Here is a 14,003-nt window from a genome sequence, read left to right on the forward strand (position 1 = left end):
GATCCATGGCCGATCTGCCCCCGCTGAAATATGGCAAAGTCGTCGGGCGATTTCTCGCCAACGTCATCGACGGACCCGATATCGGCGACCATCCCGAATTCCCGCCGCTCACCGGTATTGTCACCTTCCTCGCGGACGCGCCGAAAGTCCTGGTCGCCGCCGCCGAACCGAGTCCGGCGACCTACGTCCAGTTGCCGCGCCACTACGAATGCTCGCTCGACGAATTCGGCTACCTGACCTGGCGCGGCAAGCGCGGCGTGAGCCTCGTCGCACCCGGCGCGGCCACCAACCCGTCGGAATGGACGTGGCGGGTCTCGTTCGACCTGTCCTACGACGGTGAGCGCGTCGCGCTGGACCCCTTCAGCTTCGCCGTCCCCGAATACGTTTCGGGGCCCGACGCGGAGAATCCCGACATCGCTTCGACCGGACTGGTGGATCTGACCCTGGTCTCCCCGGTGCCCGCTTCCGCCGGCAGCGCGGTGGTCCGGGGGCCCGCCGGTACCGGAATCACGATCGACGGCCAGGTCACCACCTATTCGGCCTTGCCCGCGGCCCCCGCCGAGGGCAAGCAGTACGTGGTCCAGGCAGACGGCCTGCTCTACGTCTACCACGCCGCTACGGGCGGTTGGACCCCCAACGGCCAAGGCATCGCGATCCGCGGCCCGGCGGGCACCACCACCTGGGCTGGAATCACCGGCAAGCCGACCACTTTTGCGCCGACCATCGGGTCCACCTCGACCACCGCGGTCGCCGGCGACGACTCGCGCCTCACGAACGCGCGAACCCCGGTCGCGCACACCCACCCGGCGGGCCAGATCTCCGACTCCACCACCATCGGTCGTTCGCTGCTCACCGCCGCCGACGCCGCCGCCGTGCGGACGACTTTGGCGGTCGTCGCCAACACCGACACGCGGCTCACCGACGCCCGCACGCCGACCGCCGCGGGCCAGGCATATGACGTGGCCTTCAAATCGCACAGTGGCAATCGCGCCGCTGGCGTGGGCAACACCATCCCGGAAGGTCTTCGCCTCGAACGCGCGGTCAAGTTCACCTCGGTGACCTACCGCGGCGAGACGGCAGGCACCGGCAACCTGGTGGTCGAACTGCGTCGCAACGGCACCACCGTGACCGGCACCTCGGCGACTATCGCGGCCGCCAACCACACCGCCGACACGACCGTCACCGGTGACTGGAACTTCTCGGCGGGCGATCGGCTCACCGTGTATGTCACCAGTGTCGACAGCCCGGTCGGCCGCGGCCTCCAGGCGAGCCTGAAGGGGGCCACCCTCTGATGGCCGGGATGCATGTCGGCGGACCGGCGCTCGTCCTGGACCCGGTGCTCGAATCCACATCCGTCGAATCGGGCGGCATCCCGGAATGGGCCACCATCGACTCCGGCTACCCCGGCACCTACCAGCCGCCGGTCGTCCCGCAGGTCGAACTGCTCGTCGGGGGGACCGTGGTCGCCGTCGGATCGCAGGCCGAAGGCGAGGTCACCACCTTGACCGTGTCGTCCGACGTCGTGATCAACGCGGGCGAGGTGCTGACCGTGCGGGTCGCCGAACCCGAGGCGGAGGGGGAAGCCTGATGCCGTTGATCGTCGCCACCGGCATCGTCGGCCTCGATCCGATGGGCATGAACAAGAGCGGTGACCAGGCCGTTCCCGCGAGTTCGACCGACCTCAAAGTGATCAACTGGACCGCGCGCAGCGGATACTCGAACACCGTCATCACGAACAACGAACTGATCGCCAACGGCGACGGGGCGGTGGTCGTGCGCTGCGGGGTGAGCATCACCGGCACGTTGTTCGTGACCTCCCGGCGATTCCAGCTCATGCACAACGACACCGCGGTCAAGACCGTGGACTCCGACCAGGCGACGGTGGCGCTGTCCGACACGCCGATCACCCTCGCGTTCGGAGATCGGCTGTGGCTGCGCATGACTCAGCCCGCCACCTATTCCGCCACGATTGTCGGTAACGTCAACACCTACGTCTATTACGACCTCGCCTGAGCGGCGGGTCCGAAGCTGACGAAGAAAAGCAGAAGCCCAAGTCGTGAACCGGCGATCCGCTCTGGCTGGCCGACGCGCTGCGCCAGGCGGCGCCAATTCCTCGACGATCCCGAAGGCGGCACGACGTGTTCGATGTCCGCGTGCGCTGTAATTAGAGCACCTATCACCCTGTCAGCCGATCACCACGCGGTCCCATGGCCGGACATCTGGCCACCGGTGCCACCTACGGCGCGAAGACCATCGTCGCGCTGGTCAGCGATCCAAGCCGCATACGCCCTGTAGGCGGGCGGTGCCTGCCAGGAGCGGGTCAGCGGTGTTTTCTGCGTTTGGCGCGTGAGCTGGATTTTCGTTTCAGGGCGGTCGGGCTGGCGCGATCGGGGTTGCGCTCGGTGATAGGGGCTTCGGTCACGGCGAGTAGTTCCTCGAGGCCGGTGTCGTCGGGGTGTCCGCATTCCCGTAGCGCGGCCACGATGTCGCGGGCCTGCGCGGTTGGCAGGTCGGCGAGTATGTCGGCGATGGCTTCGGGGCCGGCGGCTTCCATGAGGTGGATGAACTGTTCGGCCATCGCGCGCAGTCCTTCCTCGGCGTCGAGTTCGTCGGGGGTGATCTCGTCATCGGCGATCAGCAATTGCACGACGGTAGGGCCGAGGTGGCGGTCCGCGCGTAACCCGTGCAGGAACGCCGATCGGTCGGGCATGGTTTGGGCGAGCACGTCGAGCATCGCGGCCGCTCGGGTGCGGAACGGACAGGCGCGTATGCCGTCGAGCAACAGTGGCAGTCCGTGCTCGGGGCCGCCGTGGGCGGCCAGCCAGCCGGTGATTTCCGCGTGGGCGGTCTCCTCGCTGTAGTGCTCGGCGACCATGCCGAGCAGTTGGGCGGGTTCGGTGTCGGACAGTTCACCGACCAGCGGCGCGGATCGGCCTTCGCGGAGCAGCCTGGCACGTACCGCCTGGGTTGCCAAGGGTGTCAGCGCGATCAACTCGACCTCGTCCGCGACGGGGCCGAGCGCGGCACGCAATCGTTCCCGGGCCTCCAGTGGCAACGACATCGGGTCGTCGAGATCGAGGTCGGATCGATACATCGGATCAGGGTGGCCGACCGTCAGCTCGACAGCGCCGAGTTCGGCCAGCTCGTCGAACAGTCGCCGTGTATTCGAGCTGACGCCTTCACGCCATCGTGTCGCGGTCGCGGGGTCGAGATCGTCGAGGTAGTACGTCGCGGCGCAGGCCGACCACACACTTTCGGTCAGGCGGATGACCGGTATCGGCTCGGGCAGGCCGTAGACGGTGTTGAGTACGTCGGGCAGCACGTCGTCGAGGATGCTGTCGAGCATCCGGGTGTGTTCGGCCGCCCACGGGGTCGAACGTGTGAGGAGGCCGAGTTCGGGTTGCGCGTCGAACGCCGCGGTCCACAAGGCCAGGCCGTCGCGCAGCAGTGGCGCGGTTTTCGCTACGCGCACCAACCTGTTCTTCACCACCCGTACCAGCCGGATCTTCTTGGCCAGTTCGATCAGGCGAGCGAGGCCGGGCAGTTCGGCGCTGCTCTTGGTGCGAAACACCCGATCACCGATCTTCGGGCCGAACGTGTCTCCGGTATCGAGCAGCGTTACCAGTTCGCGGGCGTCAGCGAGTCTCAGGTTGCCGGTCGTTGTCAACACCCGACCGTCGCCGACCCAGTTGATCAGTGCCCGCAATCGGGTGACGATCAGGGTCTGTTCCGCGGCCGCGTCGAGTTCGGACTGCGCCGGAAGCGAAACCGGTAATTGGGCGACGGCGCGTTCGAACCTGCCGTCACCCTGGCGGTCATGCCTGCTGATGATATGCGCGAGCACCTCGTCGTCGTGGTCGATGCGGCCCGCCTCGACGTCGTCGAAGAATCCGCTCATGGCGGAGCTGTCGGTGGGATCGATACCGTGTCCCATCGCGGTCATCACCCAGAACTTGGCCATACCGAAGTTGCTCTGCTCGGTCATCGCGGCGGCGAATTCCGGGACGGACCGCGTGATGGCCGCGTCGAGGTCGACCCGTGGATCGCCGGTCGGATCGGTCAACCCGGTTGCGTGTAGGTACTCGATGAGAAGGCGAAGGGAGTCCGGTAGTCCGGCTGCGTCGCGCACGTCGGTCGACAGCGTCCTCGGCGCGTAGGACAGCAGGAATTCCTCGGCCAAGGCCGCGGTCCAGTAGCTGAGCCGTCCGTCGATACTCTGGTGTCGGAAATCCAACGCTGCGGCCAGCGCGAAAGGATCGACGGAGGTCCGCCGTTCGGCGGCCCAGGCTTCGCATCGCCGAATCAGCAGATCCTTGGCCGCTTCGTAGGTCTCGATATCGTCGGGCTCGAAGTAGGTGCGCATCGGTGGTACATCGTCGCGCTCGTCCGGCAATCCGACAAGTCGCGTCACTGATGTGCACTTCTCCGCCTTTCGAACAGGCGCAATAGGATCTGCCACGAACCCGCCTGTTCCGGGCTCGACGGCCGTCGTGGCTTGCCCGACGGCCTTGGCGAAGGCATCATCGACCTGCTTGTGCGCGTCCGGGCAGGTGGAGACACAGTCCACTGCGACCGTGGTGGCCCCTCCGATACGTTCGATTCCGAACTCCCGCGGCGATGGAAACTGTCTGCGGCGCTGTTCAATTCGGCGGTTCCGATGTTGCCGCGGTTCGCCCTCCGCCTGGCCGCCATCTCGCTGTCGAGTATCTGCTCGGCACTGCGCAGCGATTGAACAGTCTTGGTCAGGATATCGATATCCGCCGACAGCACACCGTCATCTCAACGCACCCCCCGCCCGCGCCGCGGCCACGTTACCCTGACACTGGATGGATGGCACCGAGCGTGCGCGTCTGCCTCCCGACGAGTCATAGAGGCCGCACGGTTGGATTCGGTTCCATATGGAGGATTGTCGGCGACCTACCGATCTCGATGGCCGAATCGTGAATGTGCCTGTGAGATCGTCGAGTTCTGGCACAGGTCGTAGCGCCTCGCGCAAGCGGCATGCGGGGTAGGGAACGCGCTCGGCGTTACCTGGAGCGGAGGAATGCGATGAACGGCGAGGTTTCGTGGTTGGTGGTCGCGGGTCGATGTTGTCCCGAGCCGCGGATTGGATGTTCGTCACTGGTGCGCTGTCCGGCGAGCCGATCAGCGTTGGGGACGAGGTATCTATCCGCGACAGTGACCAGGAGACGGTCACCACTGTCGAATCCGTTGAACTGCACAGTCGGCCCGGCAAGACGACGATCATGTTGGGTGCCGATCTCCGTTCTATCGTCGCCGCCGGAACCCTTGTCCAACGCTGGGATTGACGTGCTGACGCTGAAGTAGCTCATCGCGGACAGGACACCCCGAACTCGTGTTTCCCCGCCGACGGCGAGCCGATCGGGGTGCGCGATATCCGATGCCGGACAGGTTCCCCGAGGGCAGGCCTCGCACGATCTCGGCGGTGACCTCGGCCGGATGACCGGACATACCGCGCGCGGACACCGAATACGTCACCGCGGCCATCACCGGCGCCCGCGCGGATGAGCCGAGTACGCGGCGGGCCGAATCGTCGGGTATGTGGTGTCGCGGAAGAAGAACGAAAGTATGGATCTCTCCGTAAGAAGGTTCGCCCCGCGTGCGTACCCGTACCTCGGGCACGAGTCGGCGGCGGTGGCTGTTGGATGGATCGGTCGACCGCCCGAGAGTGACCACCCCGAAGGGCGACTCGAATAGGTCACTGTCGCGGTGGATTCGACGAGGACCGGCGGGGATCTCCGATGAGGTGTCTGACCTGGCACGGTCTTGGTCGAGGGCTGCTCGGTGTTCGAGCCGGGTTCTGCGGCCGTGGCGATGCCGGGCGGGACCGGCCGACCAGCTGGCGGCGAGACCGTGCCGAGACGGGCAGGGCCTGACCAGCGAAGGCTGGGCGAGAGGGAATCAGCGCAGTGTGCGGTCGTCTACGTCGAAGTCGCCCCAGGGGGATCGGCGGGCGACTGCGGCATATCCGTTGCCGGTGCGAAGGGTTCGGACCGGCCATCCGTCCGGACGATCGCCGATACATGCTGTGGCTTTGGCGACCCACCGTGCTCGGGCTGGGCGCTTGTCGTCGGAAGGCGCAGCGGGGACCGCGGGGTCGGCGCGCCAGCCGGGGCAGGTGTGGTCGAGGGCGTCCAGAACCGCGTGTTCGCGTCGAGTGCGGATCGGGCCTTCCCATTCGCAGCCGCAGCAGGCACCGCGGCATATTTTGTCGGCCCACGCACTGACAGGTAGGGACACAGGCAGCGCAGATCAGCCACCAGGACGGTCGCTCGGCATCCCTCGGTGGTGTCGCTGGGGTCGGTGCCGTAGGGCAGCCACGCGTGCGATCGCGTGATGCACCCGAATCGTCCTTGGCGGTCGGTCCATTCCTGGAACTCGCTCGCCCGGGCCGCCAGCCCCCGCGCGCCGCTGGCGTACAGGCACGGCACACTTTTGGTGGCGAGGTCAAGGTCGTCGTGGACGGGGTCGAGTTCGTTGAAGAGTGCGAGTCACAGAGACCTCCTTCGGAGGCTGAGTTGGGCGACGAGGCGGCTGTGATGTGGGTACCGGTGGCCGAGGAGGGGCAGGTGTCGGGTCCAAGCCGTCGTTGGACGGCCGCCGAAGTGCCTGGTGTGGAGCCGATGTCGAATTGACAAATTTCCGTCGGGCCGCGAGGGTGGTCGCGGCGACGGCCTCGGGGGCCCGTCGGATGGATGGGGGTCTCGGATGCCAGCTCACCAGAACGGCGTTGTGCTCGCGTGGGCTGTCGGATTCCATTGTGAGGTGCAGTGATGGCGGGCGGGTTCTACAACCACCTCGATGACCCGGACGAGTTCTGGGACGAGGAGCCTCTCGTTCCGCAGAGGCCTGCCGCCCCTCGATCTGTGCTAGTACTGCAACGGCACTCGGTTGAGTGTGTGCTGGTAGATCTGGCATGTGGTGTTGGATCGTGTTGTGGCCGAGTTGGATTCGTTGATGTCTCGGATAGGTTCCCGGTTCGCGCGGTCCGAGCCGCGGCAGCGGGCGCGGGAGTACGTGTCGGGCCTGCTGGCCGGTTTGGAACGCAAGAACGGGTGGACTCTGGCCGAACGCGCTGGTGAGGGGTGCCCGGACGGGATGCAGCGGCTGCTGCGCAAAGCCGATTGGGATGTCGAGGGGGTGCGTGACGATGTGCGGGACTACGTGGTCGAACACCTCGGCGACCCTGACGCTGTGCTGGCCGGTGACGAGACCGGGTTCTTGAAGAAGGGCACCAAATCTGCTGGGGTGCAACGCCAATACTCGGGCACAGCCGGGCGTACGGAGAACTGTCAGATCGGGGTGTTCCTGGCGTACGCGTCGAAGCAGGGGCACGCGCTGATCGATCGGGAACTTTATGTTCCCGAGTCGTGGACCAGCGATCGCGAGCGTTGCCGCGACGCTGGGATTCCCGACGAGGTCGAGTTCGCCACCAAACCCCGGCTGATGATCGCCATGCTCGAACGCGCGTTGGCCGCGAAGGTGCCGTTCGGGTGGTTCACCGCCGATGAGGCCTACGGGCAGGCCGGTTACCTACGGGACTGGTGCGAAGACCACGACGTGTTCTACGTGATGGCCACCCGCTGCGACCACCAGATGGCCACCCGCGCCGACCGTGTCGCGCGCGCCGATGATCTGGTCGCCGAGTTCGGCGGCCGCACCTGGCAGCGGCTCTCGGTCGGCGCCGGCGCGCACGGACCGCGCGAATACGACTGGGCGCGCCGCCAAATCGAGGGCACCTGGGCCGCCGGGCGAGGACACTGGCTGCTGGCGCGACGTTCGCTCACACCCAACAGCAGAGGCGAACTCGAGATCGCCTACTACATCTGTTACGGCCCCGCCACCGCCCGGCTGGTCGATCTGGCCTGGACGGCCGGGTCACGCTGGCATGTGGAAGAGGCGTTCCAGCAGGCCAAAGGGGAAGCCGGACTCGATCACTACCAAGTCCGCAGCTGGCGGGCCTGGCACGCCCACATCACCCTGTCGATGCTCGCCCTGGCATGGCTCGCCGCGTCGAAAACCCTTGCTGCAAAGGGGAACCAGTGACCTCGACGAGGGCATGATCGCTCTCACGCTACCGGAGATCCGCCGCCTGCTCATCGCGTTCGTCCTCACCCCACGCCATGCCGCCGATCACATCTGGTCATGGTCGACCTGGCGACGACGACGCCAGCACCAAGCCCGCCTCAGCCACTACCGGCGACGCGGACATCCACTTACCTGAGCGCCGAGTGCCGTTGCAGTACTAGCGCCGCCCGCCTCCGCCTCCGCCCCCGCGCCCGTGCCGAAACCCTCACCGGTACGGCAGCAATCGGTTCCACCACCGGTGGATGACAGCGCCGTGAGCACTGTCGAGTCGGTCGTCGTGCCCCGTGTCGGTTCGTCGTTCGTTTCGATGGAGCTCGACCGCGGTTGTCTTCCGGTCCGTGTGGCGATGAGTGCGCGGTGGACCGGTCATGTCACTGCGCAGGAGGCCGGTGAGGAACTCATGGCCGCCTATCGAGCTGCTGTGTCACAACGCATCGAGAGGCTGAGTTCGTCGGGGCGTTGGCCGACTCCGCAAGAAATCTCGGAGTCGGCGACTCCGGATCTCCGAACGAGCATGATGGTCCTGCTGGAAACTCGGACCTGGGAGCAGTACGCGAGTGTGTCCAGCGGCGTGGTCGACAGCGGCCGATACCGAGCATCCGGACGGATCGCGGTCGACGGAGGACATCCGGTCACAGTGACCGCTGATCGCACCTATGTACGTTCGATCGAGGTACGCAGCGATTGGGCCGCGACGGCCCACCTGGACGCCATCGGCGACGAGATCCTGTGGTGCGCTGACCAGATCCGCTCGATGCGCCCGAGATTCGTCCCGCGCGGGGACTATTCACGTCATACCGATGCTGACCTCGAAGAGCAGTTGGATCGCCACCGACTGCGACTCCTCGACGAAATGAGGCGATGATGGCCGACAAACTGACAATCGGTTTGCAAGTGATGCGATCGGCTGTTACCGAATGGGGCGAAGGCGCAAAACATCTCAAAGCAGCAGCGGATACGACAGCGAAACTCGAGATCACCGCGTCCCAGTCCGGAACATTCGCCGATGCGGTGAAGAAGTACCAGCCCGCCCCGGGCTATTTCCGTGACAGGTTGAACGAAGGCGCCGCAGTGTTCGAGGATATCGCCGCAGCGCTCAAGTACGCGTGTGACGCGTATGAATATGAAGACCTGAACTCCAAAGGGAAACTGGGCAAGCTCGAGGAAGAGATATGACACAGCCCGACAGTGATGCCCAAAGAGGTTTCCGGGAAAAGATAGCCTTCATACGGGAGAAGAAGGACAGAATCGGCGACCTTCCAGAGAAGGTCGACACCTATGCTGGATACCTCGTCATGCACGTCAGATCCAACTCGTACACCAACGTACTAGTGAACCCCCTCGGGCCGTTCACTGCCGAAGACACCGTGGATCAGATCTGGAGCGAACGTGACAAGATCAAAAATGCGATAGGCGAAACCTGGGACAAACTCGACGAACTCGACCCGGATCTCGAGGTGCCCCTCAAGTTCATCGAAGTCGCCAACGAGTGGCGCACAATGCGAGGATACGTGATAGCGGCAGGCGCCGATTTCAACGAAACCGCCCTGGCCGGCGAATGGGAAGGCGCCGCGGCGGGAACGTACGCGGAAATGCGAACGAGGCAACAAGTCCCGTTGGATAGCTTGCCGCTCGATTTCGACAAGATCGCCAGCAGTCTGGAAATGATCGCATCCTCCGAGCTGACACTGTACGGCGATCTCGCCACGAAAGCGCAAGAGCTCATAACGAAGGTCGAAGAAACAACCGTCGACTATATCAAGTCGCTAATCGATTTCAGTTCATTCGCGGGCATTGTTGCCAACCTCAAGGCGCTGACAACAGTCACGGAAGCGTTGAACAGTTTCATCCTCGGTCTCGTGAGGAGCATGGCCGACGCCGCGAAGAACAATATGATCGAGGGGAACAAGATCGCCCAAATCGTGGATACGACAAAGGGATTGCCCGACAACAAATGGCCCACCGGTGCCAAGAAAGCCTACGGGGAGGGAGCCGAAGGAATCCGGGAGGCTATCGGCGACGGGTCGACGCAAGATGGTGACGCGTCGGATTGGACGGTGAAACAATGAGGATCGGGCCGGCACTCATGGCCACCCTCGCCACACTGATCGTGGCGACCGGATGCACTCCGTCGTCTCCTCCTCCAGCGTCAACGACGGCACCGGCGCGACCGACGATGACACAGGAACAACTGTGCGAGGCGCTGAAGAACTTCTTCACCACCGAACTGCACCTCACCGACATACGAACCATCCCGACAGTCTCCGCCGACGCCCGACTCTCCGGGGGCGGCATATGCGAAGTCGCCCAAGGACAGAACGCGGCCGGTCACTACCAGGCGCGGCGCGAGCCCAACGACCCGGACCCGACCCAGGGACGCGTCGGGTATCAGAAGGCGTCCGAGCTCGGCGACGCCGTGTGGGTCTTCGACCGGCGAACCGACGAAAAAAACCCTTGGGGCACAGTCCGGTTCGCTACACGTATCAACGAATGGAACGCCATTCTCGAGGTCCGGGAAACCGACGTCCATACCGCAGACGGCCCACTGCACCTCACCGAAGGTGACAAGCGCACCTCTGTCCGATTCCTCACCGAACTGACCACGCAACTGGCCAACTGAACGCCAGCGGCACTATGGGTCATGGTCGGGCGGGGCGAGTGCGTCGCCGGGGCGGGTCGTGTCGGACACAGACCGCGCCGGTGGTCGCGTACACCTCGATGACCAACTCTGCGTGGCGGGTGGGCCGCAGGCCGATCAGTCCAGTGCCGAGCGGATGGTCGAATTCGATGATGCGCTCGTTGGCCTGCTGAAATCGTGGGTTGGCGCCGTCGGCGATCACGGTCGGAGGGATCGACGTCGCGTTCTCGCGGGGAATGGGCCTACCGTGTGAGGGTGATCGGATCACTTCGCGGGCGTTGAATCGGGGGATCGCGGCGACGATTTCGTCGATGTGGTGACCCAGCGCCGCGAACGCGGCGAGCGGGTCTGCGGGCAGTCGACCGGATATGGGCGGTGCGGCGGGCAGCGCGCGGACCGCCTCGAGGAACTCCAGTGCCTGTTCGAGCGCGGTGAAGCGGAACCGAAATCGTCACCGGCCCCGACTGGGTTTGTACCGTCTTCGAGTTCTTCCCGTTCCGGGAATTCCCGGAACCCCGTCCCGCCGGTTCACCGGCCTCGTAACCCAGATGCGCGGTCATTTCCGCGTCCAAGGCCCGCTCGAGCACCTTCTTCGTCAACTCGTTCAACAGACCCTCGATGCCGGCCTGCGGGCCGGCATCCGACGCCATCGCCTCGGCCACCATCGAGTCCAGCTGCGCCGCTGTGAAGACCTCCGAAAGCTTCTGCACAGCAACCCGATCCGACCCCACCGACGATATGTCCTTGCTCACAAATCACTCCTTCAACCGCCCATCCAGGGCAATACGATCATGGATCGCCCCGACTTACACGGTTGTCATGACAGCTCCCTCTGCGCTGGGCCGATGCGATACGAGCCGGACAGCCGATTCCCAATCCGACGGGAACCGGTGCTCAAGGCGTTATCGATCCCAGAGATGTAGCCGCGGTGGCTGTTCGGGTGTTGACCTCACCCGGGCACGACGGACACGTCTACACCTTGACAGGGCCGCAACTGCTGAACGTGCCCGCCATGGCGAAACAACTGGGTCGAGTCCTCGACCGCGTGATCGAGACCCTCGACATCCCCCTCGATGTCTACCGCGACCACCTCGAGACCCACGGAATCGACCCCGCGTTCGTCGAGAGCGCTGTGAACGGTGCCCGCCTCATCGCCGCGGGAGGCAACGCCACGCTGACCCATGACCTCGACCGTGTGCTCGCCAGACCGGACAACACCTTCGCATCCTGGGTCCGCGACCACCGCGCCGCATTCACCGACTGACCTTCTCCACACCGGCGAACCAATGATGGAACAGGCGCCCCGCCGCCATCAACACGACCGCAAACATGGGGCAGGACAATGCGTGGGGGCGACATGAATCGCGAATCGCTGCGCGATCGCAAGCGACTGCGCACCAGGCAGAAGCTGATCGGTAGTGCGCTCGACCTCTTCACCGAACGAGGATTCGAAGAGGTGACGCTCGACGAGATCTGCGACGAGGTAGACATTTCCACTCGTACGTTCTCCCGCTACTTTTCCGGCAAGGAAGAGGTCGCGATCGCCCCGCTGCGAGACATGTGGTTCGCCTTCCTGGACAACCTGACCCGACGCAGACCTGCACCTGGTGCTTTGCTCCAGATTTTGCAGGAAGACCTGCTGCACGCGATCGAACAGATGCCAGCCGGTGACTGGGAAAAACGTATGGGCAAGTGCTGGCGGGTGGCTGATGCCACGCCCGCCGTCAGAGCGAACGCTCTACTGCTGTGCGACCAGATCCCCCGCGAGGTACTGGTTCACCTTCGTAGTCGTTTCGAACTCGGAAACCTCAACGAGCCATACCCGATATTCGCGCTGGACATCCTGGTCTCGGTAGTGCGCTGTGCCTTCGATCGATGGATCGCTCACACCGGCGAGCCCGACAAGACAGACCTCGAAGCCCAGTTCCGTACCGTTGCAGCCGCAGTGCCCAGCTCGCTGAACCTTCCGCTCGCGATACGTCCGTCCGGTCACGACTGATTTCCGGCACTGACCTACGTCCAGCGACGGCTGGCGTGACCACCATGCCATGTCGTTCATCGCCCTGTGCGGCACGTCGATCAGAACAAGGTGTCACGCACCCGTAGCGGCCGGTACCCGGTCGCGCCCAGCGCGGCGAGTTCGGCGTCGATGTCGATCTCGATCGCGCCGAAAAATTTGATGTTCTCACTGTGTGTCGGGTTGATATGAAGCGCACCGTCGACAGCACCGCCGGGGTGAACTGCCGCAGATACGAATACGAGGCGGCGAGTGCGGCCAGATGTCCGTGGTCGCGGGTCAGTCGGGGTTTGGCCTGCGCGCTCGCCGCGCGCAGCCGTTCCTACCCGACCCGCTCGCCACGGATCAGGCCGCCGATCTCCTTGTCGCCGATCCCGAGTCGGTGATGATGGCCAGGGGATCATCGAGCAGGGCGTGGCGGTCCTCGCCGGTCTTGCCGCGCTCGGCCAGCTGCTGCTACATACGGCGTTCAGCGGCACCGAATTTCGCCGAGATCGCCCGATCGAATAATCCCATCACCTGGTCCAGCACATCGGTGGCCGACTGAGCCGGCCGTCAAGAGGATCGGATACCGACGTTGCGGGTCACGGCGTTCCAGGGCTTGGCCGGTCAGCCGACGGCCCATCGTGGCAGGGAAACGGCGTCGCTCCGCGGGCTCACCGACATATCCAGCTCATCGGCGCCGAAATCGCGTCGGAATACGAGTTTGTCGACCTCGGTGCGCTCCGCCGTCGCCGACGCCTCGACCGGCCCGGTCGACAGCCACCGCAACCGCGACGTCCCGACCGAGGCGTCATTGACCAGCATCGTGTCGAGCTGCGCGCGCCGCTCGGCGGAGAACGCGTCCGCGAGTCGATCGTAGGTCTCGGTCTGGGCCTGGGCGCGAGCGTGGGCGACCCGCTCCATCACCATCACCGGCCGAACCACCCGCGCCGACACCAGATACTCACACCCAACCGGAATACCACGCCGGGGAATCGTGCTCCATCGCCCGCGCCAAATCGAATGCGGGGCATTGACCGGATGCACGGTGGTCGCGGTGTTCGACGCAGGAAGGCACCAATGGGATGGATTCGTCACCCGAATGGCCCGGTGACCCGGGCGCGATGGTCAGGTACGGGGTACGGCTGTGGAAAGCACGGTCATCGAGGGCACCTCCGCCGGAACCGTGGAGTTCACCGGGCGTATCAAGTCGGTCGATCTCGAAACCCGCACAGCTGTCGTCGTCATTGTCGCGAA

The 14,003-nt window shown here is 65.0% G+C and carries 15 protein-coding genes and 2 pseudogenes; 12 read left to right on the plus strand and 5 right to left on the minus strand.

The annotated features are described in order from the left end of the window. The first annotated feature begins 5 nt into the window (after positions 1-5). From OG225_RS07565 to OG225_RS07575, 3 genes are read left to right on the plus strand one after another with little or no spacing between them, the layout of a single operon-like run. Positions 6-1,292, plus strand: a complete 1,287-nt coding sequence (locus OG225_RS07565) for a hypothetical protein (RefSeq protein ID WP_405181012.1) — start codon at positions 6-8, stop codon at positions 1,290-1,292. Further along, the gene (locus OG225_RS07570) at positions 1,292-1,588 is read left to right on the plus strand and encodes a hypothetical protein (protein ID WP_216917523.1); all 297 of its coding nucleotides are present in this window, start codon (positions 1,292-1,294) and stop codon (positions 1,586-1,588) included. The genes OG225_RS07565 and OG225_RS07570 overlap by 1 nt, the downstream gene beginning before the upstream one ends. Further along, positions 1,588-2,013 carry a hypothetical protein gene (locus OG225_RS07575; protein ID WP_405181013.1) on the plus strand — a complete coding sequence of 142 codons (426 nt, stop codon included), beginning with the start codon at positions 1,588-1,590 and terminating at the stop codon, positions 2,011-2,013. Before OG225_RS07570 ends, OG225_RS07575 begins: the two co-directional genes overlap by 1 nt. Before the next feature lie 307 nt (positions 2,014-2,320). Here OG225_RS07575 and OG225_RS07580 read toward each other — a convergent pair whose 3' ends face one another. Then, entirely contained in the window at positions 2,321-4,363 is a 2,043-nt protein-coding gene (locus OG225_RS07580) for a hypothetical protein (protein WP_405181014.1), read from the minus strand. Positions 4,364-5,111: 748 nt separating this feature from the next. Between OG225_RS07580 and OG225_RS07585 the strand changes: the two genes are divergently transcribed. Beyond that, a complete protein-coding gene (locus OG225_RS07585; protein ID WP_405181015.1) occupies positions 5,112-5,309 on the plus strand; it encodes a hypothetical protein in 198 nt (65 codons plus the stop codon). Positions 5,310-5,922: 613 nt separating this feature from the next. Here OG225_RS07585 and OG225_RS07590 read toward each other — a convergent pair. After that, the gene (locus OG225_RS07590) at positions 5,923-6,261 is read right to left on the minus strand and encodes a DUF6349 family protein (RefSeq protein ID WP_405181016.1); all 339 of its coding nucleotides are present in this window, start codon (positions 6,259-6,261) and stop codon (positions 5,923-5,925) included. Between the two features lie 678 nt (positions 6,262-6,939). On the opposite strand from OG225_RS07590, the pseudogene OG225_RS07595 reads away from it, so the two are divergent. From OG225_RS07595 to OG225_RS07620, 6 genes and pseudogenes are all read left to right on the plus strand, one after another. Next, a pseudogene (locus tag OG225_RS07595) lies at positions 6,940-8,058 on the plus strand (IS701 family transposase); the annotation flags it as partial. A gap of 22 nt (positions 8,059-8,080) precedes the next feature. Continuing rightward, positions 8,081-8,245, plus strand: coding sequence for a hypothetical protein (locus OG225_RS07600; RefSeq protein WP_405178874.1), 165 nt, complete (start codon positions 8,081-8,083; stop codon positions 8,243-8,245). Between the two features lie 501 nt (positions 8,246-8,746). Then, positions 8,747-8,974 carry a hypothetical protein gene (locus OG225_RS07605; RefSeq protein WP_405181017.1) on the plus strand — a complete coding sequence of 76 codons (228 nt, stop codon included), beginning with the start codon at positions 8,747-8,749 and terminating at the stop codon, positions 8,972-8,974. After that, a complete protein-coding gene (locus OG225_RS07610) occupies positions 8,971-9,285 on the plus strand; it encodes a hypothetical protein (protein WP_405181018.1) in 315 nt (104 codons plus the stop codon). The genes OG225_RS07605 and OG225_RS07610 overlap by 4 nt, the downstream gene beginning before the upstream one ends. Continuing rightward, positions 9,282-10,178, plus strand: coding sequence for a hypothetical protein (locus tag OG225_RS07615; protein WP_405181019.1), 897 nt, complete (start codon positions 9,282-9,284; stop codon positions 10,176-10,178). The genes OG225_RS07610 and OG225_RS07615 overlap by 4 nt, the downstream gene beginning before the upstream one ends. 107 nt (positions 10,179-10,285) lie before the next feature. After that, positions 10,286-10,729 (plus strand): hypothetical protein, encoded by a 444-nt coding sequence (locus OG225_RS07620; RefSeq protein ID WP_405181020.1) that lies wholly within the window; start codon positions 10,286-10,288, stop codon positions 10,727-10,729. A gap of 19 nt (positions 10,730-10,748) precedes the next feature. Here OG225_RS07620 and OG225_RS07625 read toward each other — a convergent pair whose 3' ends face one another. Both OG225_RS07625 and OG225_RS07630 read right to left on the minus strand, forming a co-directional pair. Continuing rightward, on the minus strand, positions 10,749-10,949 hold the full coding sequence (locus OG225_RS07625; protein ID WP_405181021.1) for a hypothetical protein: 201 nt from the start codon (positions 10,947-10,949) through the stop codon (positions 10,749-10,751). A gap of 40 nt (positions 10,950-10,989) precedes the next feature. Then, complete coding sequence (locus OG225_RS07630) at positions 10,990-11,412, minus strand: transposase (protein ID WP_405183213.1); 423 nt, start codon at positions 11,410-11,412, stop codon at positions 10,990-10,992. A 263-nt stretch (positions 11,413-11,675) separates the two neighbouring features. Between OG225_RS07630 and OG225_RS07635 the strand changes: the two genes are divergently transcribed. Continuing rightward, entirely contained in the window at positions 11,676-12,011 is a 336-nt protein-coding gene (locus OG225_RS07635; protein ID WP_405181022.1) for a hypothetical protein, read from the plus strand. Between the two features lie 93 nt (positions 12,012-12,104). Next, on the plus strand, positions 12,105-12,746 hold the full coding sequence (locus OG225_RS07640) for a TetR family transcriptional regulator (RefSeq protein WP_405181023.1): 642 nt from the start codon (positions 12,105-12,107) through the stop codon (positions 12,744-12,746). Positions 12,747-12,954: 208 nt separating this feature from the next. Here the strand turns inward: OG225_RS07640 and OG225_RS07645 are convergent. Then, a pseudogene (locus OG225_RS07645) lies at positions 12,955-13,770 on the minus strand (Tn3 family transposase); the annotation flags it as partial. Positions 13,771-14,003: the final 233 nt, after the last annotated feature.

It is taken from the genome of Nocardia sp. NBC_01377, assembly GCF_045040005.1.
GTDB lineage: Bacteria > Actinomycetota > Actinomycetes > Mycobacteriales > Mycobacteriaceae > Nocardia > Nocardia noduli.

Bases quoted from the DNA above. Each gene is read 5' to 3' on its own strand.
- OG225_RS07615 (WP_405181019.1), top strand. From the start codon at position 9,282: ATGACACAGCCCGACAGTGATGCCCAAAGAGGTTTCCGGGAAAAGATA.
- OG225_RS07565 (WP_405181012.1), top strand. From the start codon at position 6: ATGGCCGATCTGCCCCCGCTGAAATATGGCAAAGTCGTCGGGCGATTT.
- OG225_RS07575 (WP_405181013.1), top strand. From the start codon at position 1,588: ATGCCGTTGATCGTCGCCACCGGCATCGTCGGCCTCGATCCGATGGGC.
- OG225_RS07620 (WP_405181020.1), top strand. From the start codon at position 10,286: ATGACACAGGAACAACTGTGCGAGGCGCTGAAGAACTTCTTCACCACC.
- OG225_RS07630 (WP_405183213.1), bottom strand. From the start codon at position 11,412: ATGGTGGCCGAGGCGATGGCGTCGGATGCCGGCCCGCAGGCCGGCATC.
- OG225_RS07600 (WP_405178874.1), top strand. From the start codon at position 8,081: ATGATCGCTCTCACGCTACCGGAGATCCGCCGCCTGCTCATCGCGTTC.
- OG225_RS07640 (WP_405181023.1), top strand. From the start codon at position 12,105: ATGAATCGCGAATCGCTGCGCGATCGCAAGCGACTGCGCACCAGGCAG.
- OG225_RS07570 (WP_216917523.1), top strand. From the start codon at position 1,292: ATGGCCGGGATGCATGTCGGCGGACCGGCGCTCGTCCTGGACCCGGTG.
- OG225_RS07585 (WP_405181015.1), top strand. From the start codon at position 5,112: ATGTTCGTCACTGGTGCGCTGTCCGGCGAGCCGATCAGCGTTGGGGAC.
- OG225_RS07610 (WP_405181018.1), top strand. From the start codon at position 8,971: ATGATGGCCGACAAACTGACAATCGGTTTGCAAGTGATGCGATCGGCT.
- OG225_RS07580 (WP_405181014.1), bottom strand. From the start codon at position 4,363: ATGCGCACCTACTTCGAGCCCGACGATATCGAGACCTACGAAGCGGCC.